The organism is Prevotella sp. P5-50 (assembly GCF_002251295.1).
GTDB lineage: Bacteria > Bacteroidota > Bacteroidia > Bacteroidales > Bacteroidaceae > Prevotella.
The window spans coordinates 36,221-61,736 of record NZ_NPJA01000021.1 but is presented as its reverse complement, the minus strand read 5'-3'; the positions used below and the strand labels follow the sequence as shown (position 1 = coordinate 61,736).

General features: G+C 44.7%; 17 protein-coding genes. 12 read left to right on the top strand and 5 right to left on the bottom strand.

From position 1 onward, the window contains the following. Positions 1-45: 45 nt before the first annotated feature. The 5 genes from carB to uxaC all read right to left on the bottom strand — a co-directional run bounded on the left by carB (position 46) and on the right by uxaC (position 9,672). A complete protein-coding gene (carB, locus tag CIK88_RS05640) occupies positions 46-3,291 on the bottom strand; it encodes a carbamoyl-phosphate synthase (glutamine-hydrolyzing) large subunit (protein ID WP_094435118.1) in 3,246 nt (1,081 codons plus the stop codon). Positions 3,292-3,325: 34 nt separating this feature from the next. Then, positions 3,326-4,399, bottom strand: coding sequence for a glutamine-hydrolyzing carbamoyl-phosphate synthase small subunit (gene carA, locus CIK88_RS05635; protein WP_094390353.1), 1,074 nt, complete (start codon positions 4,397-4,399; stop codon positions 3,326-3,328). Between the two features lie 6 nt (positions 4,400-4,405). Next, positions 4,406-6,238 (bottom strand): amidophosphoribosyltransferase, encoded by a 1,833-nt coding sequence (locus CIK88_RS05630; protein ID WP_094435146.1) that lies wholly within the window; start codon positions 6,236-6,238, stop codon positions 4,406-4,408. 89 nt (positions 6,239-6,327) lie between these two features. Continuing rightward, entirely contained in the window at positions 6,328-8,172 is a 1,845-nt protein-coding gene (glmS, locus tag CIK88_RS05625) for a glutamine--fructose-6-phosphate transaminase (isomerizing) (protein WP_094390352.1), read from the bottom strand. A gap of 93 nt (positions 8,173-8,265) precedes the next feature. Continuing rightward, positions 8,266-9,672, bottom strand: a complete 1,407-nt coding sequence (gene uxaC / locus CIK88_RS05620; RefSeq protein WP_094390351.1) for a glucuronate isomerase — start codon at positions 9,670-9,672, stop codon at positions 8,266-8,268. Positions 9,673-10,284: 612 nt separating this feature from the next. Here uxaC and CIK88_RS05615 point away from each other — a divergent pair. The 12 genes from CIK88_RS05615 to CIK88_RS05560 all read left to right on the top strand — a co-directional run bounded on the left by CIK88_RS05615 (position 10,285) and on the right by CIK88_RS05560 (position 25,492). After that, a complete protein-coding gene (locus CIK88_RS05615; protein ID WP_094435116.1) occupies positions 10,285-11,898 on the top strand; it encodes an ABC-F family ATP-binding cassette domain-containing protein in 1,614 nt (537 codons plus the stop codon). A 54-nt stretch (positions 11,899-11,952) separates the two neighbouring features. Beyond that, the gene (locus CIK88_RS05610) at positions 11,953-12,555 is read left to right on the top strand and encodes a nucleotide exchange factor GrpE (protein WP_173815646.1); all 603 of its coding nucleotides are present in this window, start codon (positions 11,953-11,955) and stop codon (positions 12,553-12,555) included. 37 nt (positions 12,556-12,592) lie between these two features. After that, positions 12,593-13,753, top strand: coding sequence for a molecular chaperone DnaJ (gene dnaJ / locus CIK88_RS05605; RefSeq protein ID WP_173815108.1), 1,161 nt, complete (start codon positions 12,593-12,595; stop codon positions 13,751-13,753). Positions 13,754-13,787: 34 nt separating this feature from the next. Then, positions 13,788-15,095 (top strand): folylpolyglutamate synthase/dihydrofolate synthase family protein, encoded by a 1,308-nt coding sequence (locus tag CIK88_RS05600; RefSeq protein WP_094435114.1) that lies wholly within the window; start codon positions 13,788-13,790, stop codon positions 15,093-15,095. A 105-nt stretch (positions 15,096-15,200) separates the two neighbouring features. Then, on the top strand, positions 15,201-16,292 hold the full coding sequence (locus tag CIK88_RS05595; protein ID WP_094435112.1) for an aldose epimerase family protein: 1,092 nt from the start codon (positions 15,201-15,203) through the stop codon (positions 16,290-16,292). 176 nt (positions 16,293-16,468) lie between these two features. Beyond that, entirely contained in the window at positions 16,469-17,737 is a 1,269-nt protein-coding gene (locus CIK88_RS05590) for an MFS transporter (protein WP_094390344.1), read from the top strand. A gap of 64 nt (positions 17,738-17,801) precedes the next feature. Then, complete coding sequence (galK, locus tag CIK88_RS05585; protein ID WP_094435110.1) at positions 17,802-18,965, top strand: galactokinase; 1,164 nt, start codon at positions 17,802-17,804, stop codon at positions 18,963-18,965. Positions 18,966-19,224: 259 nt separating this feature from the next. Beyond that, on the top strand, positions 19,225-20,403 hold the full coding sequence (locus CIK88_RS05580; RefSeq protein ID WP_094435108.1) for an aldose epimerase family protein: 1,179 nt from the start codon (positions 19,225-19,227) through the stop codon (positions 20,401-20,403). A gap of 33 nt (positions 20,404-20,436) precedes the next feature. Continuing rightward, positions 20,437-22,398, top strand: coding sequence for a sodium/sugar symporter (locus tag CIK88_RS05575; protein ID WP_094435106.1), 1,962 nt, complete (start codon positions 20,437-20,439; stop codon positions 22,396-22,398). A 4-nt stretch (positions 22,399-22,402) separates the two neighbouring features. After that, complete coding sequence (locus CIK88_RS05570) at positions 22,403-23,080, top strand: NUDIX domain-containing protein (RefSeq protein ID WP_094390340.1); 678 nt, start codon at positions 22,403-22,405, stop codon at positions 23,078-23,080. Positions 23,081-23,135: 55 nt separating this feature from the next. Continuing rightward, complete coding sequence (locus CIK88_RS05565) at positions 23,136-23,837, top strand: L-ribulose-5-phosphate 4-epimerase (protein ID WP_094390339.1); 702 nt, start codon at positions 23,136-23,138, stop codon at positions 23,835-23,837. 56 nt (positions 23,838-23,893) lie between these two features. Beyond that, complete coding sequence (locus CIK88_RS05560; protein ID WP_094435104.1) at positions 23,894-25,492, top strand: xylulokinase; 1,599 nt, start codon at positions 23,894-23,896, stop codon at positions 25,490-25,492. Positions 25,493-25,516 lie beyond the last annotated feature (24 nt).

The window sequence follows — 25,516 nt, the reverse complement described above, 5'->3', positions numbered from 1 at the left end:
AGTAAACATTTGGCAACCTGCCAAATGTTTACATAATTATTTTTGTCAATACTCTCTCCAAGACTTGATTCCTATATTGTCTAACGATACCGTACAGAACGCCTGGATAAAAGCAGAAGCCAATCGACTGTTGGTAATGAGCGGCACGTTGAGATCGATGGAGGCACGACGGATGAGATAACCATTACTCAGTTCTCCTTCGGTCAGATTTTTGGGGATATTGACTACCATATCCACCTTGTGGTCATGGAGGAGTGTAAGAGCCTGTGGCTGTTTGTCTGATTCGCTGGGCCAATAGACAGTCGTGTTTTCTATACCATTTTCTGTCAGATAGCGTGATGTTCCACCTGTAGCATAGAGTTTGTAGCCATGATCTACTAACATACGGGCAGCATCAATCATTTCAGCTTTCTGTTTAGGTGTACCTGTAGATAAGAGGACAGTCTTTTTCGGAATGCGATGTCCCACGCTCAGCATGGCTTTCAGCAAAGCCGTAGATGTATTGTCACCCAAGCATCCCACCTCACCTGTTGAAGCCATATCAACGCCAAGTACAGGATCAGCTTTCTGCAATCTGTTGAACGAGAACTGACTGGCTTTGATACCTACATAATCGAGGTCGAAAAGGTTTTTATGAGGTTTCTCAACAGGAAGACCAAGCATTACTTTAGTGGCAAGCTCAATCAAGTTGATTTTCAACACCTTTGATACAAACGGGAAGGAGCGTGAGGCGCGCAAGTTACATTCAATCACGAGAATGTCATTATCACGTGCCATGAACTGAATATTGAAAGGTCCGTTGATGTGAAGCGCTTTGGCAATCTGGCGACTGATGCGCTTGATGCGGCGAACTGTTTCTACATAAAGTTTCTGTGGAGGGAACTGAATCGTAGCATCTCCAGAATGGACGCCAGCAAACTCGATATGTTCTGAAATGGCATAGGCAAATATTTCGCCATCTTTAGCAACAGCATCCATTTCTATTTCCTTGGCATGTTCGATAAACTTGGAAACAACCACAGGGTGGTCTTCGCTCACATTTGCAGCCAACTGGAGGAAGCGCTCAAGTTCTTCACGATTGGAACAAACATTCATGGCCGCTCCACTCAACACATACGATGGGCGCACGAGAACTGGGAATCCTACCCTATCCACAAAGCGGTCTATGTCATCCATCGAGGTCAAAGCGCTCCATTCAGGTTGGTTGACTCCAAGTTCGTTGAGCATCTGTGAGAACTTTGCACGATCTTCTGCTCCGTCAATATCGATGGCAGACGTACCCAGAATCGGCACGTGCTGTTCTGCCAAAGGCATGGCAAGATTATTAGGAATCTGTCCACCAGTCGATACGATGACACCATGAGGCTGTTCGAGGTCAATAATATCCATGACGCGTTCGAAGGTCAGTTCGTCGAAATACAGGCGGTCGCACATATCATAATCGGTAGAAACCGTTTCCGGATTATAATTGATCATGACACTTCTCCAACCTTCCTTGCGTATGGTATTAAGAGCCTGCACACCACACCAGTCGAACTCTACACTCGAACCGATGCGGTAAGCTCCTGAGCCAAGTACGATAATACTCTTTCCATCTTGTTCATATTGAATATCGCTTTCCACCCCACTATACGTCACATAAAGATAATTGGTCTGGGCAGGATATTCCGCAGCAAGCGTGTCTATCTGTTTAACCACGGGAACAATACCCATCGACTTACGTATCTTACGAACAGCAAGTACAGCCTCATGCATATTGTTCATGGTTTCCTCAAGTCCGATGGCACGTGCAATTTGGAAATCGGTAAATCCATAGACTTTTGCCTCACGAAGTAATGTCGCATCAAGTTTTTCTGCCGATGTACCATCATTATTTTTCAGGCCTTTCAACGCCTCGTCGATATCTATGATGTGTTTCAGTTTGTAGAGGAACCACTTATCGATACGGGTAAGTTCGTGAATACGGTCAATATCATATTGCGGAAGATGCATAGCCTTTGAAATGACGAAGATGCGCTTATCGGTAGGTTCACGGAGGGCCGCGTCAACATCCTCAATCTTCAGTTCCTTATTTTCCACGAAACCATGCATTCCCTGTCCTATCATGCGCAGTCCCTTCTGTATAGCCTCTTCAAAGGTACGTCCGATAGCCATGACCTCACCTACAGACTTCATAGATGATCCAAGTTCCTTGTCAACACCACGGAATTTGGACAAGTCCCAACGTGGAATTTTGCAGACCACATAGTCAAGGGCAGGTTCGAAGAATGCACTTGTCGTTTTGGTAACCGAATTATTGAGTTCAAAGAGTCCATAACCCATACCAAGTTTGGCAGCCACAAATGCCAAGGGATAACCAGTTGCTTTAGATGCCAAAGCAGAAGAACGACTCAGGCGTGCATTAACCTCAATCACTCGATAGTCTTCCGACTGTGGGTCGAAAGCGTATTGTACATTACATTCTCCAACAATTCCGATATGACGGATAATCTTGATGGCAAGGGCACGGAGTTTGTGATATTCTGAGTTTGTCAAGGTCTGAGAAGGAGCAACAACTATTGATTCGCCCGTATGTATTCCCAGCGGGTCGAAGTTTTCCATATTGCAGACGGTAATGCAATTATCGTAACGGTCTCGCACCACCTCGTATTCAATCTCCTTCCAACCTTTGAGAGATTTCTCGACCAATACCTGTGGAGAGAAAGAGAACGCTTTTTCAGCAAGTTTGTTGAGTTCTTCTTCATTATCGGCAAAACCAGAACCTAATCCGCCAAGTGCGTATGCTGCACGAAGAATGACAGGATAGCCCAATTCCGCAGCAGCTTTGCGTGTTTGTTCTATGTTTTCACAAGCCTCACTCTTAATAGTCTTTACGTTGATTTCATCGAGTTTCTCCACAAAGAGTTCGCGGTCTTCTGTATCCATAATGGCCTGTACGGGAGTTCCTAATACGCGTACGCCATATTTATCGAGCACTCCACTCTGATAGAGTTCTACTCCACAGTTCAACGCGGTCTGACCACCAAAAGAAAGCAGGATACCGTCTGGTCGTTCTTTTTCTATCACACGTTCAACAAAATATGGTTGAACGGGTAAGAAGTATATTTCATCGGCTACCCCTTCTGACGTCTGTACGGTAGCAATATTCGGATTGATAAGTACGGTTTTCACCCCTTCCTCGCGTAATGCTTTAAGGGCTTGTGAACCAGAATAATCAAATTCTCCAGCTTCTCCGATTTTGAGCGCTCCACTTCCAAGGAGCAATACTTTTTTGATATTATCGTATTTCATTATTGTTCTTATTACATAAAAATGGTTTGATGGATTATAATGCCTCTACGAAGCGGTCGAACATAAACTCAGTATCGACTGGTCCAGAACAAGCCTCAGGATGGAACTGGCTGCTAAACCAAGGGTTGGTCTGATGGCGAATGCCTTCATTAGAACCGTCGTTCATATTGACAAAGAGTTCGCGCCATTCTTTTCCTAGTGTAGAAGCATCAACGGCATAACCATGGTTCTGACTGGTCACATAACAACGGTTGGTACCTACTTCGCGAACTGGTTGGTTGTGGCTGCGATGTCCATATTTCAACTTATAGATTGAGGCGCCACCCGCCTTGGCCAACAATTGATTTCCCATACATATTCCACATATAGGTTTACGGCTAACAGACATCTGCTTACGGATAATATCAACGGCATCTCCACACATGTCAGGGTCGCCAGGTCCGTTAGCCAAAAAGAGTCCATCAAATTCCATTCCAGTATAATCGTAGTTCCATGGCACCCGAATAACTTCCACTCCACGATTGATAAGACAACGAATGATATTGGCTTTCACTCCACAATCGACGAGTACCACTTTTCGTCCTGCGCCTTCATTATATCGGATGATGTCTTTACAGGAAACACGATCCACGAAATTCACACCTTCATAATCGGCTTCTGGAATATTGTCAGGTTCGTCGTCCATGAGTATTTTACCCATCATCACACCATGTTCACGAAGAACCTTTGTCAATTGGCGGGTGTCAATACCTGTTATACCAGGTACTTTTTCTCTTTTCAACCAGTCGGCAAGACTTTCGTTAGCATTCCAATGGGAATATTGCTCACTATAATCGCTTACGATAATAGCAGAAGCATAGATACGGTCGCTTTCCATGAAGGTCGGTAGGCCGTTCTTTTCGAAAGAAAACTGAGGTACTCCATAGTTTCCAACCAGCGGATATGTAAGCGTCATGAGTTGTCCGGCATAAGATGGGTCTGTTAATGACTCGGGGTAGCCCATCATAGCCGTGTTGAACACGACTTCTCCTGCTACTGGTGCATCATAGCCGAATGATTTTCCTTTGAATTGCGTTCCGTCTTCCAGAACAAGTGTTACGTCTTTCATTATTTATTATTTTGTTTCCTGATTATATACATTTTCTATATAGTTCACGAATGCCATGAGGCAGAGTCTTGTACCTCCTGGCGTTGGATAGTCGCCTGTAAAATACCAATCGCCATGATGATTGGGACAAGCTTTATGAAGGCCTTCTATGCTTTGGAATACCAGTTCTATAGGTGTTTCCACATCAGCAGGGCACAACATTTCAACCATCTTAACGTTGAGTTCTTCTACGGTAAACGGACGGTAGAGTTCCTTGACAGCACACTCCATGCTTCCGTCGTTTTTCTGAAGTTCGTCTTTACACTTCCGATAAACCGTATCTATGAGAGACTCCATATGTCTGTCTTTCAACAGTTGGATGCACGCACGGAAGGCGCAAAATTCCTCAAGGCGCGCCATGTCGATACCATAATAGTCTGGATAACGAATCTGTGGAGCGCTACTAACGATAACGATTTTCTTGGGTTGAAGTCGCGCGAGTATTTTTATGATGCTTTCCTTCAGGGTTGTTCCTCGCACAATAGAATCATCGATAATGACGAGATTGTCGCGTTGAGGTTCCAGAATCCCATAGGTTACATCATAGACATGTGAAGCCAAGTCGTTACGAGAATTTCCTTCGGTAATAAAGGTTCTCAATTTAATATCTTTCCATGCCGCCTTTTCCGAGCGCACGTAATCTTTAAGGATATCCTCCAATTCCTCTGGAGTAGGTATGTGGCCAAGATTCGAGATACGCTCTATCTTGCGTTGGTTGATATACTGTTTGAAACCACGCAACATACCATAGTATGCCACTTCTGCGGTATTGGGGATAAATGAGAATACCGTATGATGGACATCCTTATCGATAGCCTTGAGAATGCTACCAGTCAATTGTTCTCCTAAGAGGAGTCGTTCTTTATAAATATCCTCATCATTACCACGGCTGAAATAAATACGTTCAAACGAACAAGCTTTATCGCCACGTTGAGGAATTATTTGCCGTACATCCACCTTACCATTCTGCTTGACGAGTAAAGCCTGTCCGGCTTTGAGTTCGCAGACGGCATCCGAAGAAATATCAAAGGTGGTTTGCAATACAGGCCGTTCACTTGCTAAAGCCACGACTTCATCGTCACGATAGTAAAATGCCGGTCTGATTCCCCACGGATCTCTCATGGCAAACATTTCGCCACTTCCAGTCAATCCACACACAACATATCCTCCATCAAAGTCGGGCATCGTGGTTTGAAGGACATTACTCATTTCTACGTGTTGATCGATATAATCGGTAATATCGCGTCCTTCCAACCCTTGGCGTTGAGCTTCTACGAAGTTACGCTCCACTTCTCGGTCAAGGCGATGGCCCATCCATTCCAGCATGATATAGGAGTCTGAATAGATGCGTGGACATTGGCCCTGTGCTGTGATTTTCTGAAAGACATGGTCAATATTTGTCATATTGAAATTACCACAAATACAGAGATTCTTCGCCTTCCAGTTGTTTCGTCGCAGGAATGGATGAACATAAGTCAGTCCAGACTTTCCTGTAGTGGAATAGCGAAGATGGCCCATATAAAGTTCTCCAACCATGTCTTGTTTTACGCGCGAGAAAATTTCTGTGATAGCGTCTTTACCTTCAGCCTTTTCACGAAACATATATTCGTTTCCGGGCTCAGTATTTAGTTTTACCGTAGCAAAACCTGCGCCTTCTTGTCCGCGGTTGTGCTGTTTCTCCATCATCAGATAGAGTTTGTTGAAACCATACGCCCATGTACCATACTTCTTTTCGTAGTATTCTAACGGCTTAAGTAGCCTGATCATGGCCACACCACATTCGTGCTTGAGTTCTTCCACGTTTTTGTCTCCTTTGTTTATTTGTGTTTGTATTGTCTGTTCTTCTCTCTTTTCACTACGTCGCAAAAAAAAGTCGGTAACTGTTGAAATCATTCAACGGTTACCGACTTTGCGAGATTACGGGGTTGGTCAACATCAAGACCTTTACATACTGCAACATGATACGCCAGCAATTGCAAGGGTATTGTTGTCAATAACGGTTCAAGACATTCGATGGTGTCTGGCAGTTCGATGACTTCATCGGCAATTTTGCTGATAGTATTGTCGTCGTGACTGACAATAGCGATAACCTTTCCCTTACGAGCTTTTACTTCCTGGATATTGGATAATACTTTCTCGTACATGGCATTATGTGTTGCGATGACCACCACAGGCATGTCTGAGTCAATCAAGGCAATCGGACCATGTTTCATTTCTGCAGCCGGATAACCTTCTGCATGAATATAGGAAATTTCCTTCAGTTTCAAGGCTCCTTCAAGGGCAACCGGATAACTGAATCCACGTCCGAGATATAAGAAATTTCGTGCATAGGTGAATGTACGACTTAAATCTGCGATACGGTCGTTAAGTTGAAGTACTGTTTTTATCTTGTTGGGGATTTCGTGGAGTTCTTTCACCACATGCATGTAATTCTCCGTGGAGATTGTTCCTTTTTCTTTTGCCAAAGCAAGAGCCAGCATGGTCAATACGGTAACCTGTCCAGTAAAGGCTTTAGTAGAAGCGACTCCTATCTCTGGTCCTACGTGAATATACGAACCGGTATCTGTGGCACGGGGAATACTTGATCCGATGGCATTACATATTCCATAAATAAATGCGCCGTGCTCTTTGGCAAGTTGTATGGCGGCAAGGGTGTCTGCGGTCTCACCGCTTTGTGAGATGGCAATTACCACGTCTTTTGACGTAATGACGGGATTACGATATCTGAACTCTGACGCATATTCCACTTCTACAGGAATGCGACAGAGTTGTTCTATCATTTGTTTGCCTATCAATCCTGCGTGCCACGACGTACCACAGGCTACGATGATGAAGCGATTGGCATCAAGCAGTTGTTTCTTATAATCGATTACTGCCGAGAGTACTACGTTGTCGGTATCCACGTTGACGCGTCCTCGCATACAGTTGGTCAGACATTCGGGCTGCTCAAAGATTTCCTTAAGCATGAAGTGTGGGAATCCACCTTTTTCAAGTTGTCCAAGGTTAATATCCACCTTTTTCACCTTGAGTTGCTGTTCCTCTCCAAAAATACTTACCACTTTAAGTTCTTCTCCGCGACGGATCACGGCGATATTTCCATCTTCGAGATAGACGACCTTGTCGGTATATTCCACCAGTGGTGTTGCGTCTGAACCTAAGAAGAATTCGTCTTTACCTATTCCGACCACAAGTGGACTCTGCTTACGGGCTGCAATAATCTGATTGGGGTCGCGTTTGTCGATAATGGCAATTGCATAGGCGCCAATGACCTGGAAGAGAGCTACCTGTACGGCTGTGAGAAGATCGACATCCTTATGCTCCATAATATACTCTACCAGTTGCACGAGTACTTCTGTATCCGTATCAGAACGAAACTCTACGCCTTTGGATTGAAGTTTACGCTTCAAGTCTGCGTAGTTTTCTATAATACCATTATGTATAATTGCGAGATTCTTGGATTCAGAATAGTGAGGGTGTGCATTTACGGCAGATGGTTCTCCGTGGGTAGCCCAACGGGTATGAGCAATACCTACTGTTCCGCTTACATCCTTGTCTTTGCAATATTCCTCCAGGTTATCGACCTTGCCTTTTGTCTTACAGACATTAAGGTTGCCATTATCATTGATAAGGGCAACACCGGCAGAATCATAACCACGGTATTCAAGACGTCGCAAGCCTTTTATCAAGATGGGATAGGCTTGTTTGTTGCCTATGTATCCTACTATTCCACACATATATTTCCTCGTTTATAAAGTTTGTGTTCGCTATTTCGGGTGCAAAGATAAAAAAAAATCGGCTATCATGTGCAACGATAGCCGATTTTTTTATTAATAGAATTTGAAATATCTTCTTGCGTTGTTGTAAGAGATGTCTTCTACCATCTTTCCGAGCAACTCGCGATCGTCGGGAAGAAGTCCCTTTTCTACGTCATTTCCGAGCATATTGCAAAGGATGCGACGGAAATATTCGTGACGTGGATAGCTGAGGAACGAACGGCTGTCGGTAAGCATTCCAACGAAACGGCTGAGAAGGCCAAGTACCGAGAGTGCGTTCATCTGGCGCTCCATACCATCTTTCTGATCGTTGAACCACCATCCTGAACCAAACTGGATTTTTCCAGGTTCTCCGCCTTGGAAGTTACCGAGCATAGTAGCGATTACTTCGTTGGCGCAAGGATTCAACGTATATAATATGGTACGTGTGAGCTTATCTTCCATGTTGAGCTTGTTGAGGAACTTCGACATGGCCTTAGCGGTATTGAATTCGCCGATAGAGTCGAAACCGGTATCAGGACCGAGAGCATTATACATCTTCGTGTTGTTATCGCGGATTGCTCCGTAGTGGAACTGTTGGGTCCAGTCTGCATCAGCATCCATTTCTGCCATAATGGTCAGGAAACAGTTTTTGTACTGACGAGTCTCTAAGGCAGAGAGCTGCTGACCACGAAGTGCCTTTTCGAAAATCACTTCAATCTGTGAATCTGTATATTCCTCATCATAGAATTCTTCAATTCCATGGTCTGAGAGTTTACAGCCATTGGCACTGAAGAAATCGTGACGTTTCTTAAGAGCGTCAACCATATCGGCAAACTTGGTAATGGTTACTCCGCTAACCTCTTCGAGCTGGTGAACATAAGCGCCAAAATCAGGTTTTTCGATATTCATGGCCTTGTCAGGACGCCATGCTGGAATCATCATGGGATCATCGGCTGCCTTGCTCTTTGCATATTCAATGTGGTTGTGAAGGTCGTCAACGGGATCATCGGTAGTACATACGCACTCCACATTATAGTGTTTCATGAGACCTCGTGCAGAGAACTCAGGCTGCTTGAGCTTCTCATTACACTCGTCGAAAATCTCACGTGCGGTCTTTGGAGACAGAAGTTTTTCGATTCCGAAAGCGGTTTTCAACTCAAGGTGTGTCCAGTGGTAAAGTGGGTTGCGAAGAGTATAGGGAACAGTCTCAGCCCATTTCTCAAATTTTTCCCAATCGCTGGTGTCCTTTCCTGTACAATAGCGCTCATCCACGCCATTGGTACGCATTGCACGCCATTTGTAGTGGTCGCCGCCGAGCCAAAGTTCAGTAATACTGTTGAATTTGTGATCCTTGGCTACCATCTCTGGAATCAGATGGCAATGGTAGTCGATGATTGGCATTTTGGACGCATGATTGTGGAAGAGGTCCTGAGCCACTTCGTTGTCAAGAACGAAGTTTTTGTCATTGAATTGCTTCATTTCTTATTGTTTTAGTTTGATTCGTTTTAATTTTAACCTTGCAAAGGTAGCATTTTTTTTTGTTTTATAAAATATTATATATTAAAATATTGTCTTTTTTTACGTAAACGATGACGGAAAGACAACCTAAGATTTACGTTTTTCCATTTACTTTTCTTCTCTCCTTCCCCTTCATCTCCCATCCTTCTCCCATCAAGTTCGCATGATTGTAGAAAGATAATGGGACTTAATTGGGACTTAATTGGGACTTGCTTGGGACTATAACATAAACTTCCATATTCACAAATCCCGAACCCATCCCGAACCCATCCCGAAGGCTTCCCGAAGCCGAGAGCAGAGCCCAAAAAGCAGTAATAATTTCTCATTAGCACGACTCATTTTCACGAAAGTTTAGTTACATTTCTTCCACTTCTTGCTCCACCATTCTTCCTTCATTATTTCCAAACCATTTGAGATTTTTCCGACTCTCTCCACGTTTCTATGTTTGTTTTTGCTGATTTTCAACTAAGAACCACATAGAATAGCGAAAAAAGCAGGATTTTTCTTTGTAATTCGATTGATTTGCAGTAACTTTGCAAGAAATATATATTTTAAATAAAGAGAAAAGAAGAAATGATTACAGTCACAAACTTGGCTATTCAGTTTGGAAAGAAGACGCTCTACAAAGACGTCAACATGAAATTTACCAATGGGAACATTTACGGCATTATCGGTGCCAATGGTGCAGGAAAATCTACATATCTTCGAGCTATCAGCGGAGAACTTGAACCCAACAAGGGCACTATCGAACAAGGACCTGGTGAGCGTATGTCTGTGCTCGAGCAGGACCACTTCAAATACGATGCATTCTCGGTAATGGATACCGTCCTCATGGGACACCAGCCACTTTGGCAGAACATGAAAGAGCGTGAAGCACTCTATGCGAAAGACGAAATGACAGAAGAGGATGGAAACCGTGCCGCAGAACTGGAAATGGCTTTCGCCGAAATGAATGGATGGGAAGCAGAAAGCGAAGCCGCACAACTCTTGCAAAACCTTGGTGTGGCAGACTCACAGCACTACAAGCAGATGGAAGAAATATCAAACAACGAGAAGGTGCGCGTCATGCTGGCCAAAGCACTTTTCGGTCACCCCGACAACCTTCTGCTCGACGAGCCGACCAACGACCTCGACCTCGATACCGTACAATGGCTGGAAGAATATCTTTCAAACCTTGAACAATGCGTATTGGTAGTCAGCCACGACCGTCACTTCCTCGATGCCGTTTCCACCCAGACCGTCGATATCGACTTTGGAAAGGTCACCCTTTTCTCAGGAAACTATTCTTTCTGGTATGAATCAAGTCAATTGGCACTCCGTCAGGCTCAGAACCAGAAAATGAAAAACGAAGAAAAAAGAAAGCAGTTGGAGGAGTTTATCCGCCGATTCTCTGCCAATGTGGCAAAGTCAAAGCAAACAACATCACGAAAAAAGATGTTGGAGAAACTCAACGTGGAAGAAATTCGTCCGTCAAGCCGCAAATATCCAGGAATTATATTCACTATGGACCGCGAACCTGGAACACAAATCCTCGAAGTAGAAGGACTCAAGGCTGTTGACACAGACGGAACCGTACTCTTTGACAATGTTAACTTCACCATCGAAAAGGGACAAAAGACCGTATTTCTGTCACACAACCCCAAAGCCATGACTGCTCTCTTCGAAATCATCAACGACAACAGAAAAGCCGATGCAGGAACATACAAATGGGGCGTTACCATTACAACAGCATATCTGCCGTTGGACAACACCTCTTTCTTCGAATCCGATATGAATCTCGTGGAATGGCTCTCACAATGGGGAAAAGGTAACGAAGTGACTATGAAGTCGTTCCTCGGAAGAATGCTCTTCAAAGAAGAAGATGTGCTCAAGCATGTCAACGTACTCTCAGGAGGTGAGAAAATGCGCTGTATGATTGCACGTATGCAATTAAAAAATGCCAACTGCCTCATCCTCGACACACCAACCAACCACCTCGATCTGGAGTCTATTCAGGCATTCAACAATAACCTTGTCAACTTCAAGGGAAATATTCTCTTCTCTTCACACGACCACGAATTCATCAATACCGTTGCCGACAGAATCATCGAACTCACACCAAAAGGAACAATTGACAAACTGACAACCTATGATGACTACATTTATGATGAGGCCATCAAGGAACAACGCGCGTCTATGTATGAGTAAATGAAAACATGGCACAGAATTTGCATGTTCCTTAAGAAAACAAATAAAAACATTATGAAAGAGAATAAAGAAGAGCAAATAAATTGCGAAGAACAGGAAATGAATAAAGAGGAGGAATGCACACAGCAAGAATCCGCTCAGCAAGAATCTGCTGATAACACACAGCAGGCAGAAAACGAAAATCCTGAAGAAGAAGAAGAAGAAAAGGATCCGCTGGCTGCTGCGCAAGAGGAAATCGAACAACTCAAAGACCAAGTATTGAGAAAGGCTGCGGAATTTGAAAACCTCCGCAAGCGCACCATCAAGGAAAAAGCAGAACTCATACTCAACGGAGGCGAGAAGGCAATTGTCACTATCCTGCCCATCATCGACGATATGGAGCGAGCTATTGAGAATGGCACCAAGACGGACGATCCTAAAGTGCTCAGAGAAGGCATGGAAATCATCTATCATAAATGTATCAAAGCATTGGAGTCGCTCGGAGTGAAGACCATCGACACAACAGACGCAGACTTCGATACCGACGAACATGAAGCAGTTGCCATGGTACCTGGTATGGGCGACGATAAAAAAGGAAAAGTCATCGATTGCATCCAAACAGGATACAAACTCAACGACAAAGTCATTCGCCATGCCAAAGTGGCAGTTGGACAATAAAGATTCATAGAATCAAAAAAAATAAGACAACACAATTATGGCAAAGAGAGACTATTATGAAGTTCTGGGCATTGACAAAAATGCCACAGAAGACCAAATAAAGAAAGCCTACCGCACCATCGCCATCAAATACCACCCTGACAGAAACCCTGGCGACAAAGAAGCCGAGGAGAAATTCAAGGAGGCGGCTGAAGCGTATGATGTGCTCCATGACCCTCAAAAACGTCAGCAATACGACCAATTCGGATTCAACGGACCACAAGGTGCGGGAGGATTCGGAGGATTCGGCGGACAAAGCATGAACATGGACGATATCTTCTCTATGTTCGGCGACATCTTCGGAGGTGGCGGAGGATTCGGAGGATTCGGCGGAAGCAGAAGAAGTGCCGGACCCAAAGAACATCGAGGAAGTGACCTTCGCCTGAAAGTCAAACTCACCTTGGAAGAAATCGCCACAGGAGTGACCAAGAAGTTCAAAGTGCGCAAAGACGTGCCTTGCTCACATTGCCACGGAACTGGATCAGAAGACGGCAGCGGCACAGAAAACTGCCCCACATGTCATGGTTCGGGAGTAATCACACATACCACACAAAGTCTTTTCGGCATGATGCAGACACAAGGTGTTTGTCCTACATGCGGCGGAACTGGCCGTGTCATCAAGAACAAATGCAAATATTGTGGCGGTACTGGCGTAGAGAAAGGTGAAGAAGTAGTTGAAATCAACATCCCTGCAGGAGTCGCACAGGGCATGATCGTCAACGTTCCTGGCAAGGGTAATGCCGGACACAACAAAGGAGCTAACGGAAACATTCAAGTATATGTGGAAGAAATCGAACACGACACCTTCATACGAGACGATAACGACCTCATATACAACCTATTGCTCGATTTCCCAACAGCATCACTTGGAGGTGAAGTGGAGATTCCGACCATCTACGGAACACGCCTGAGAGTGAAAATCGAACCAGGCACACAACCTGGCAAGACTCTCCGTCTGCGCGGTAAAGGCCTTCCTTCCGTACAGGGCTATGGACGTGGCACAGGAGACCTCGTTGTCAACATCAGCGTTTATGTGCCAAAGACACTCAGCAGCGATGAAAAGAAAGCAATAGAAAGCTTCAAAAGTAGCGACAACTTCAAAGGTGACGCTTCAACCAAGCGATCTATCTTCCAACGCTTCAAGAATTATTTCAACTGATTCTGTTTCAAAAACACATAAAAAAGTATAGTCCATGACCTATCAGGAAACTTGCGAATACCTATTCAGCAGAACCACAGCTTTCGAAACTCAAGGAAAGAGTGGCTACAAAGAAGGATTAGAAAACACACTGGCGCTGGACGAACATTTCGGTCATCCACACCAAAAGTATCTCACCATCCATGTGGCAGGTACCAACGGCAAAGGTTCCGTTTCTAATATGCTCTCTGCAGCACTACAAAGCTGCGGATACAGAGTAGGACTATACACCTCTCCACATCTCGTCGATTTCAGAGAAAGAATTCGTGTCAACGGCGAGATGATTCCAGAGGACTATGTGATGAATTTCGTTGAAGACGAAAGAAATTTTTGGGAACCATTGTCGCCGTCATTCTTTGAAGTGACGACGGCAATGGCTTTCAAGTATTTTGCAGAACAAAATGTTGATATTGCAATTATTGAAGTAGGGCTTGGGGGACGACTCGATTGTACCAACATCATCCACCCTATCCTATCCATCATCACCAATATCAGTCTGGATCATACAGAATTCTTAGGAAACACCATCGCAGAAATAGCACGAGAGAAAGCAGGCATCATCAAACATGCCACAACGGTCATCATCGGAGAAAACCAAAACGAGACACGACCTGTCTTCGAAGAAAAGGCACGGGAAATGGAAGCACCCATCATCTTTGCCGAAGACGACAATTTCATCAAAAGTGCAGAAATAACTGACCAAGGCGACATCAAATGCGAAACAGCAAAATACGGAAACGTATTTTGCGATCTCGGAGGAATCTACCAACCAAAGAATATCAATACCACATTACACGCCCTTCAGATTCTTGAAGACAAAGGCTATCTGATCATTGACAAAGACGCAACAAGCGGAAATGTGCTCAAAGCATTCGACAACGTCAAGAAGCTCACAGGATTGGCAGGAAGATGGCAAACAATAAGTTCGTCACCACATGTAATTTGCGACACAGGACATAATCCTGGCGGTTGGCACTTCATCAGCCAACAGCTAAACCATGTGATTGCCCATTGCCACCAATTACATATTATATTTGGAATGGTCAACGACAAAGATGTAGATGCAATACTTCAGATGCTTCCAAAAGAGGCAATCTACTATTTTACTAAAGCCAAAACAAAACGAGCACTCAACGAGCAGATTATTTTCGCATTGGCACAGAAGTATCAACTGAAAGGAAAGACGTATTTATCTGTAAGTGAGGCATATCACGAAGCAGAGAAAGCTGCAGGAAACAACGATGTTATATTTGTTGGAGGCAGCAACTATATCGTCGGAGAATTGCTCAAAGATGGCATTTAGTTGTTTTTAACATTCCTTTTGCTCAATTTTTCGCCATTAAATTTGTTAAACTCACTTTTTTTTGGTTACTTTGCAATATAATTTAGTAACTAAAAACAACTGATTATGGCGAACACAACGGAAAACGTTAATTTGTGTGGTTTGAATCGCAAAGATTTTCAAACCACAGTAAACGGGAAAAAAACAGATTTATATATCCTACGCAACCGCAAAGGATACGAAGTAGCAGTAACCAATTTCGGTGGAGCAATTGTGGCCATCATGGTTCCAGATAAAGACGGAAAAGTAGCAAACGTCATTCAGGGACATGACAACATCCAAGATGTTATCAATAGCCCAGAGCCTTTCCTCTCAACACTTATCGGACGCTACGGAAACCGTATTTGCAAAGGTACCTACACCCTCAACGGTAAAGAATACCAGCTTGCTCTCAACGATGGTCCTAACCATCTGCACGGCGGTCCTACAGGTTTCCACTCTCGCATCTGGGATGCCAAGCAAATGGGACCTCGCGCCTTGGCTTTATCATACATCTCATCGTATGGAGAAGAAGGATTCTCAGGTGAATGTCGCATCAACGTGGAATATACTTTCACAGACAACAATGAACTGGTTATTGAATATCTTGCCACAACCAACAAGAAGACCATCATCAACCTGACTCACCACGCATTTTTCTCATTGGCAGGTATTGCTAACCCCACACCTGCCGTTGACAACGTAGAATTACAGCTCAACGCAGATTTCTATCTTCCTATTGATAAGGTATCAATCCCTACCGGCGAAATTCTTAAGGTCGAAGGAACTCCATTCGATTTCCGCACACCAAAGCCAATCGGTCAGGATATCAACGCCGACAACGAGCAACTGAAAAATGGATCTGGATACGACCACAACTACGTTCTTAATAAAAAGGAAGAAGGAGAACTCAGTTTTGCCGCTAAACTAAAAGAGCCTAATAGCGGTCGTACCATGGAGGTTTATACCACAGAACCAGGACTCCAACTCTATACAGGTAATTTCGAATCAGGAATCTCTGGAACTCACGGTTCAACTTATCCTTGGCGTAGTGCTGTTTGTCTTGAAGCACAACACTTCCCCGATACTCCAAATCGTCCTTACTTCCCTTCTGTAGTACTCCGACCAGGTGAACAGTACAAGCAGAAAACCATCTATAAGTTTGGAGCAGAAAAATAATATAAAACAACAAAAAGAGTGGCTGATAGCTATCAGCCACCCATTTTGTGTATAATAGCTATCTTTGTATAACAGGAAAAATCAAAACATAGAATTATAATACACAATTCTTATTGTTCTATAATCGAAAACACATTTTTCGTAATTACTAACAACATTAAAATCCTATAAAACCAATGTCACAAACAAACAAAAACCAGAAGAACCTCGTAGCTATCATCACAATGTTCTTCATCTTTGCCATGATTAGCTTTGTAACAAACATGGCAGCTCCCTTCGGAAACATTTGGGGTATGTCATACAACTGGGCAGGTATGGCCGGCAACCTCATGAACTTTACTGCCTACCTCATCATGGGTATTCCTGCCGGAAACATGCTCATCAAGTACGGATACAAAAAGACCGCGCTTATCGCACTTATTATTGGTGCAATAGGTCTGGGTGTTCAGCTGCTCTCTGGCGTAGTCAACAATATCTTTGTTTACCTACTCGGTGCTCTTATCTGCGGATTCTGCGTATGTATGCTCAACACCGTAGTAAACCCCATGCTTAACCTACTCGGTGGCGGCGGTAACACCGGAAATCAGCTCGTACAGGCAGGGGGTACCCTCAATTCTCTTTCTGCAACAGCAACTCCTATCCTCACTGGTTTCCTCGTAGGAACTTTGACAAAGGATTCTTTCCCCGATGTTGCACCACTTATCATTACAGGTATCGTAGTATTCTTGGCAGCCTTCTTCGTCATTTCTGCCATCCAGATTAACGAGCCTCAAGGTGACTTGAAGAATGTAACATACGAAAAATCACCTCTCGCTTTCCGCCATTGTCTCCTCGGCATCATCGCCATTTTCTTCTATGTAGGAATCGAGATTGCCACTCCTGGTATGATGAACCAATGGATTAGCCGTGAAGGAGGATTTGAAGGTGCAGCAGCCGTTGCAGGATCATTGGCTGGTATCTACTGGTTCCTGATGCTCTGTGGCCGCCTTATCTCAACAGTTATCTCAGGTAAGGTTTCTACCCGTGCACAGATGATTACCGTTTCAACAGTAGGTATTGCACTTATTGTCGCTGCCATCTTCACAGGTGATGTGACTACAACACTCAATATCGATCTCAACATCATCAAGATTGAGAACGCTACAGTTCCTTTGTCTTGTGTGTTCATTTTCCTCTGCGGTCTCTGCACATCTGTCATGTGGGGAGGAATCTTCAACCTTTCAACAGAAGGACTTGGCAAATATACCGCTAAAGCATCAGGCCTGTTCATGGTCATGGTATTCGGTGGAGGTATGATGCCTTTCTTCCAGGATCTCGTACTCGTTCAACAGCTTGGAATCAGCTACCTCAATTCTTATTGGCTGATTGTTGCCATGTTGGCATACATCCTCTACTATGCGATCTGGGGATGCAAGAACGTAAACAAAGACATCAAAGTGGATTAAGACAACATGATTTGTCACGTTCCACATTATAAAAAGATACTTCAAACCTTTAAACAACAAGACTATGAACATCGAATCAGTAAGAACACGTTTTGCCAAGCATTTTGATGGCAAGGAAGGTAATGTTTATGCATCACCCGGACGTATCAATCTCATCGGTGAACACACCGACTATAATGGAGGATTTGTTTTTCCAGGAGCCGTAGATAAAGGTGTTGTTGCAGAAATGCGTGCAAACGGAACAGAAGATACCGTTATGGCTTATGCCATTGACTTGAAAGACCGCGTAGATTTCAAACTCTCTGATCCCAATGGACCTAAAGCTAGCTGGGCACGTTATATTTACGGTATCGCATTGGAAATGAAAAAGCTCGGAGTACCTGTTAAAGGATTCAATATTGCATTCTCAGGCGATGTTCCCTTGGGTGCAGGTATGTCATCTTCTGCTGCCATGGAGAGTTGCTTTGCCTGTGGTCTCAACGACATCTTCGGTGATAACAAGGTAAGCCAGTGGGATATGGTATTGGCAGGTCAAGCTACAGAACACAACTACTGTGGTGTGAAATGCGGTATCATGGACCAGTTTGCTTCTGTATTCGGAAAAGCAGGTTGTCTGATGCGTCTCGACTGCCGTTCTCGCGAATTTGAATATTTCCCATTCAAACCGGATGGCTACCGTTTGGTATTGCTCGATTCTGTTGTAAAACACCAGTTGGCAGGATCTCCTTACAACGACCGCCGCAATTCTTGTGAAAATGTTGTTCGCCATATTGCTGCCAAACATCCAGAAGGAAAGTTTGAAACACTTCGCGACTGCACATGGGAACAACTTGAAGAAGTCAAAGCCGAAGTGGGCGAAGAAGACTACAAGCGTGCTAAATTCGTGTTGGGCGAAAAAGACCGTGTACTTGCCGTTTGCGATGCTCTGAACGAAGGCGACTATGAAAAAGTTGGCGAGTTGATGTACAAGACTCACGAAGGTCTGTCAAGAGACTATGAGGTTTCTTGTGAAGAACTCGATTTTCTCAATGATCTTGCCAAGGAATGTGGAGTTACCGGTTCACGTATCATGGGTGGCGGTTTCGGAGGTTGCACCATCAACCTTGTCCGCAACGACCTCTACAACCAGTTTATCGCCACAGCAAAAGAGAAGTTTAATGCCAAATACGGCCACGAACCAAAAGTCTATGATGTTGTCATCGGCGATGGTTCACGTAAGATTTGCTAATCAGAACCAGCTATTTAAAGTGTATTCCGGTCTGAAAAACAACCCTTTAATTCACGTATAGAATAGCGCGTTTTATTTCTCTATAAAACGGAAATGAATATCAATTTCATTTCCGTTTTTTTATGCTATGTAACAAGAAACTATAAAAAATAGTGTAAGCACAACACTTTTCTCCGTAATATCTTTGTCAATTCAGAAAATAGTCGTAACTTAGCACGCAGAATTAGAAAACATAACTAACAACTAAAAACTCTTCGCAATGAGAAAAATCAATTCAATGCTTATTGGCCTTGGCACCATTGCCATTCTTTCAGCATCATGTGCCCCTAAACAAAATGCCACATTAACAGTTTCCGGACTTGACACAGCTAAGTTTGACACCATCCTTCAAGAAAAGCCCGTCAAACTGTATGTACTTAAAAACAATAATGGCATGGAAGCCTGCATCACCAACTATGGTGGTCGCGTGGTAAGCCTTGTGGTGCCCGACAAAGACGGTAAACCCACCGATGTTGTCCTTGGATTCGATAATATCGCTCAGTATGCTGATACGATCAAAACACCTTCTGATTACGGATCAAGTGTAGGTCGTTATGCAAACCGAATCAACAAAGGTAAGTTCACCCTTTCAGGTACAACCTACCAGTTGCGTCAGAACAATGCCCTCCATTGCCTTCACGGAGGTGGAAATACCGGATGGATGCATAAAGTCTATGATGCCGAACAGGTTGGTGACTCTATCCTCAAACTCACCATCGTAGCTCCAGACGGAGAAAATGGATTCCCCGGTACTGTTACCGCCACTACCACTTATAAGGTAACTGCCGACAACACCCTTGACATCGTTTGGGAAGCCACTACCGACAAGGAAACGATCATCAACATGACCAACCACAACTACTACAATCTTAGTGGTGATTTCACCAAACCTTGTTATGACCAAATACTCTATGTTAATGCTGATAATTTCACTCCCTCTGACGCTACCAACATGACAACGGGTGAGATTCTTCCTGTAGCTGGTACTGCAATGGATTTCCGCACTCCTCATGCTGTAGGTGACAGTATCCATTCTGACTATCAACAGATCAAGAATGCCACAGGCTACGACCACAACTATTGTCTGAACACTTATAAAGACGGAAAGGGCGATGATACACAGGTATGTGCTTCACTCTATAGTCCCAAGAGTGGCATCTTTATGGAGATGTTCACCAACGAACCAGGTGTTCAGGTATATTCTGGAAACTTCCAGGGGGTTGGTGCTGATGCGAAGATAGCCCGGAAACATGGTCTTACCTATCCCAAGCATGTAAGCATCTGCTTGGAGAGTCAGAAGTATCCCGACAGTCCTAATAAGAAAGACTGGCCTCAGCCCACACTTAAACCCGGTGAGAAATACTACAGTCATGCTGCCTACCGTTTCTCAATCAAATAATATGTTTTATTCACTAATATACCTATAATTATTATGAATAGTATTTCAGGAGCAATTGCAATGTCTGGTTTCAAGACCATCGACTTTGTAATTCTCGCATTCTACCTAATCTTGTTGGTTGGTTTAGGATTATTTTTAAGTCGCAACAAAGACGGAAAAGAAAAAAGTGCCAACGACTACTTCCTTGCTGGCAACACACTAACATGGTGGGCTGTAGGTGCATCATTGATAGCTGCTAACATTTCTGCCGAACAGTTTATCGGAATGTCAGGAACAGGATTCCGTGACGGTATCGCTATTGCCGCCTATGAAGTAATGGCAGCTGCCGCATTGGTAGTCATTGGAAAGTTCTTGCTTCCCGTCATGCTTGAGCGTAAGATTTTCACTATTCCACAATTTCTCCGTGAACGCTATAATGATGGCGTAGGCCTTGCCTTCTCTATTCTGTGGCTTTTCCTTTATGTCTTCGTCAACCTGACTTCTGTAGCATGGCTGGGCGCTTTGGCCATCGAACAAATTCTCGGTCTTCAAGGTCTTGGCGTCAGCATCTTCGGCATGGAGGTTTCCATCCGTATGTTGATCATCCTCGGATTGTTCATTGTGGCAGGAACCTATTCTATCTATGGCGGACTTGCCTCTGTGGCTTGGACCGATGTGATGCAGGTCACCTTCCTCGTAGGTGGCGGTATTATTACCGCTTACATCGCATTACAGGAAATGGGTATAGTAATGGGAACCGACGCATTAGGCGCCCTTGGACAGGTTTATAACGACATGACGACAGGCGCCCATGCACAGGATGTTCATTTCCACTTAGTCATCCAGCAAAGCCATAATGCTGATGCCTTTGCCAATGTTCCTGGTATTGCCGCTGTAGTAGGTGGAGTTTGGCTTACCAATCTCGGTTATTGGGGTTTCAACCAATATATCATTCAGAAAGGACTTGCCGCCAAGAGTATCAACGAAGCCAAGAAGGGTCTTATCTTCGCCGGTTTCCTTAAGATTCTCATTCCTTTCATCGTAGTACTTCCTGGCATTTGCGCCTATTATATTATGGAGAATCCCGAATTCTTCAAGAACATGGAATTGGCAGGCAATATCAACGTTGCCGATGATGCCTATCCTTGGCTCATCCGCAACTTCACACCTACAGGTATCAAGGGCTTGAGTTTTGCCGCTCTTGTAGCTGCCATCATCTCTTCTTTGGCTTCTATGTTCAACTCCACCTCAACCCTTTTCACGATGGACATATACAAGAAGTACATCAACAAGGGTGCGAGTGACAAGCAGTTGGTAAATACCGGCCGTATCGTAGCCGTTGTGTCATTGGTTATAGCCCTTGTTACCGTTAAACCGTTGCTGGGCGGACTTGACCAGGCATTCCAGTACATTCAGGAATATTCAGGTTTCATCTATCCAGGTATCATCACCGTCTTTGGTCTTGGTCTGCTGTGGAAGCGTGCCTCTTCTACTGCAGCAGTATGGACGGCCATCCTAACCATCCCCATGGGTGTACTCTTCAAGGTTTGCTTCCCCGATGTAGCCTTCCAGTTCCGTGCTTCCTACATTTTCATCATCCTTGTCACCTTCTTCATCCTTGTATCATATCTCGATAAGAAATATGTAAGTGCAGAAACTCCTTCTGCCGCAGATCAGAAGCAGATGATGACATGGGCACGCATCCTGGCAGTAGCTGGTCTTGCCATGATTATCGTGGCTGCAATAGTAGTAATTCTCGGCGCCACTCACGATGTGAAGTCTCCAGAAACAAATTTCATCGACTATCTGAACGACATCGGTTTCCAGGCATTCATCTTCTTCGGCGTACTCGTAGGCTGCAATGCCGTATGGCTCTACAGCAACTCACATGATAAGGTCAAGGACGAGAAAGCCCTTCCTATCAATCTCTCTATCTTCTCTACCGACCGCAACTACACATACGGTGCCGTAGGAATCTGTGTCATTACCTTGTTGCTTTACGCCATACTTTGGTAGTATTATGACAAGTTTCTATCAAGATAAAACAAAAGTCCTCGTATCGGTCGATTGTATCATTTTCGGATTCGACCAGAACGAACTCAAGATCCTGATCGGCAAACGTCAGATGGATCCTGGGCGTGGTGAATGGAGTCTCTACGGAGGCTTCATCCACCTCGATGAGGGCATCGACGAAGCTGCCGACCGCGTGCTCTACGAACTTACCGGTATGCGCAATGTATATATGCGTCAAGTAGGCGCTTTCGGTAGTGTTGACCGTGACCCAGGTGAACGTGTGGTCTCTATTGCCTACTACGCCCTGATCAACGTCAAACAATACGACGACGAACTGCGCGAACAGCATGGCGTGGAATGGGTGAGCATAGACAATATCCCCCCACTCTATTCTGACCATAAAATAATGGTGGAGAAGGCACGTCGCATCATGAAAGAAAAGATTCGCACCGCACCAATTGGCTTCACGCTGTTACCGAGTCTCTTCACCCTTACCCAACTTCAACATCTGTATGAAGCTGTCAACGGCGAGGAACTCGACAAGCGCAATTTCCGTAAGCGCGTGAAGGAAATGGACTTCATCGAGAAGACAGAACTGATAGATAAGACCAGTTCACGTCGTGGCGCCTATCTCTACCGTTTCAACAAGAAAGCGTACAACGAAGATCCTAATTTCAAACTATAGGATTGCTGTGCCACACGACACAGTTATCCTTGTCTAATTTATAAATCTAAACATCATGTTAGAAGAACTGAAAGAAAAAGTATTCCAAGCCAATCTCGACCTTGTGAAACACAATCTCGTGATTTTCACGTGGGGCAACGTTTCTGCCATCGACCGCGAAAAGGGATTGGTAGTCATCAAGCCCTCTGGAGTCAGCTATGACACCATGAAGGCATCCGATATGGTTGTTGTAGATCTCCACAGCGGCAAAGTAGTGGAAGGTGACCTCAACCCCTCATCCGACACTCCTACCCATTTGGTACTCTACCGTGCCTTCCCTGAAATCGGAGGTGTAGTCCATACCCACTCTACCTATGCCACCGCTTGGGCACAGGCAGGACGCGACATTCCCAATATCGGTACTACCCATGCCGACTATTTCCACGATGATATTCCGTGTACTGCCGATATGACAGCCGACCAGATGGCAGAATACGAATACCATACTGGTGTTGTCATCGTCAACCGCATCTCTTCTGGTAATATCAATCCCGTCCACACCCCTGGTGTCTTGGTCAAGAACCATGGCCCTTTCTCATGGGGTAAAGATGCCGACCAGGCAGTCTATAACGCCGTAGTGATGGAACAAGTGGCAAAAATGGCATTCATCTCTCTGTCGGTCAATCCCGACACCACGATGAATCCCCTGCTCGTTGAAAAGCATTTCTCACGCAAGCATGGTCCCAATGCCTACTATGGCCAGAAGAAGAAACAATAGATTTCATACTTCAACAATTCATGGATCCCATCCTTCATTAACAAAACAGTAGAAAAATGACAAATAATGCAAAACAAACAATAGAAAGCGGTAAGGCTGTACTCGGCATCGAGTTTGGTTCTACCCGCATCAAGGCTGTTCTCATCGATGAGAACCACCACCCCATAGCACAAGGTGCTCACGAATGGGAGAACCAGCTCGTTGACGGTCTGTGGACCTACAGCATCGACGCCATTTGGAAAGGTCTTCAAGACTGCTATGCAGACCTCCGTGCCAATGTACGCAAGGAATATGATGTCGAATTGGAAACGCTGGCAAGCCTTGGCTTTAGCGCTATGATGCACGGCTATATGGCATTCAACCAAGACGAGCAGATACTCGTGCCCTTCCGTACTTGGCGCAATACCAATACGCAGAAGGCTGCTGCCGAACTTTCAAAACTGTTTCAATACAACATTCCCTTGCGCTGGAGCATCAGCCACCTTTACCAATGTATTCTCGATGGAGAGGCACATGTGAAAGACATCAAATATCTGACCACTTTGGCAGGATATGTTCATTGGCAGCTGACTGGCGAATTTGTACTCGGCATCGGCGACGCTTCAGGTATGATTCCCGTTGATCCCAACACCAAGACCTACGACGCAACCATGGTTGACAAGTTCAACACCCTCGTTGCCTCTAAGCACTATCCCTGGCAATTACTTGACATCCTCCCCACCACGCTGAATGCAGGAGAAAAGGCTGGTTGCCTGACGGAGAAAGGTGCCAGTCTGCTCGATGTATCGGGTCATCTGAAGGCCGGATGCCCCTTATGTCCTCCTGAGGGCGATGCTGGCACAGGCATGGTAGCCACCAATGCTGTCAAGCAACGCACAGGAAACGTAAGTGCAGGCACCTCGTCGTTCTCTATGATTGTATTGGAGAAAGAACTCTCCAAACCCTACGAGATGATCGACATGGTGACCACTCCTGATGGTTCTCTCGTCGCCATGGTTCATTGCAACAACTGCACCAGCGACCTCAACGCATGGGTCAATATTTTCAAGGAGTACCAGCAGTTGCTCGGCGTACCTGTTGATATGAATGAGGTATTCGGTAAACTCTATAACCACGCTATGACAGGCGATGCAGACTGTGGCGGACTTGTAGCCTACAACTATTTCTCAGGCGAACCGGTAACCGGACTGGCTGAAGGTCGCCCCCTCTTTGTGCGCTCTGCCAACGACCATTTCTCATTAGCCAATTTCATGCGTGCCAACCTCTATGCCTCTGTTGCAGTATTGAAAATCGGTAACGACATCCTTTTCAACGACGAACACGTGAAGGTAGATCGTATCACCGGACACGGTGGACTTTTCAAGACCGAAGGTGTTGGGCAACGCGTATTGGCAGCAGCCATCAATTCTCCCATCTCTGTCATGAAGACTGCAGGTGAAGGCGGAGCATGGGGTATTGCCCTTTTGGCAGACTACCTGGTCAACAACGACAAGCAACAGACCCTTGCCGACTATCTCGAGCACAAGGTATTCAACGGCAATACAGGTACGGAGATCGCTCCTGACGCTCATGACGTGGCAGGATTCAATGCCTATATTGAAAACTACAAGAGCGGTCTCGCCATAGAACAGGCTGCCACAGCAAACAAAAAATAAATCCAATACAAATTTAAAATACAA

What these genes read in the sequence shown, in the direction of transcription:
- carB (WP_094435118.1), bottom strand. Translation starts at nt 3,291, where the DNA reads ATGAAATACGATAATATCAAAAAAGTATTGCTCCTTGGAAGTGGAGCG.
- carA (WP_094390353.1), bottom strand. Translation starts at nt 4,399, where the DNA reads ATGAAAGACGTAACACTTGTTCTGGAAGACGGAACGCAATTCAAAGGA.
- glmS (WP_094390352.1), bottom strand. Translation starts at nt 8,172, where the DNA reads ATGTGTGGAATAGTAGGATACATAGGCAACAAACAAGCCTATCCCATC.
- uxaC (WP_094390351.1), bottom strand. Translation starts at nt 9,672, where the DNA reads ATGAAGCAATTCAATGACAAAAACTTCGTTCTTGACAACGAAGTGGCT.
- CIK88_RS05615 (WP_094435116.1), top strand. Translation starts at nt 10,285, where the DNA reads ATGATTACAGTCACAAACTTGGCTATTCAGTTTGGAAAGAAGACGCTC.
- CIK88_RS05610 (WP_173815646.1), top strand. Translation starts at nt 11,953, where the DNA reads ATGAAAGAGAATAAAGAAGAGCAAATAAATTGCGAAGAACAGGAAATG.
- dnaJ (WP_173815108.1), top strand. Translation starts at nt 12,593, where the DNA reads ATGGCAAAGAGAGACTATTATGAAGTTCTGGGCATTGACAAAAATGCC.
- CIK88_RS05600 (WP_094435114.1), top strand. Translation starts at nt 13,788, where the DNA reads ATGACCTATCAGGAAACTTGCGAATACCTATTCAGCAGAACCACAGCT.
- CIK88_RS05595 (WP_094435112.1), top strand. Translation starts at nt 15,201, where the DNA reads ATGGCGAACACAACGGAAAACGTTAATTTGTGTGGTTTGAATCGCAAA.
- CIK88_RS05590 (WP_094390344.1), top strand. Translation starts at nt 16,469, where the DNA reads ATGTCACAAACAAACAAAAACCAGAAGAACCTCGTAGCTATCATCACA.
- galK (WP_094435110.1), top strand. Translation starts at nt 17,802, where the DNA reads ATGAACATCGAATCAGTAAGAACACGTTTTGCCAAGCATTTTGATGGC.
- CIK88_RS05580 (WP_094435108.1), top strand. Translation starts at nt 19,225, where the DNA reads ATGAGAAAAATCAATTCAATGCTTATTGGCCTTGGCACCATTGCCATT.
- CIK88_RS05575 (WP_094435106.1), top strand. Translation starts at nt 20,437, where the DNA reads ATGAATAGTATTTCAGGAGCAATTGCAATGTCTGGTTTCAAGACCATC.
- CIK88_RS05570 (WP_094390340.1), top strand. Translation starts at nt 22,403, where the DNA reads ATGACAAGTTTCTATCAAGATAAAACAAAAGTCCTCGTATCGGTCGAT.
- CIK88_RS05565 (WP_094390339.1), top strand. Translation starts at nt 23,136, where the DNA reads ATGTTAGAAGAACTGAAAGAAAAAGTATTCCAAGCCAATCTCGACCTT.
- CIK88_RS05560 (WP_094435104.1), top strand. Translation starts at nt 23,894, where the DNA reads ATGACAAATAATGCAAAACAAACAATAGAAAGCGGTAAGGCTGTACTC.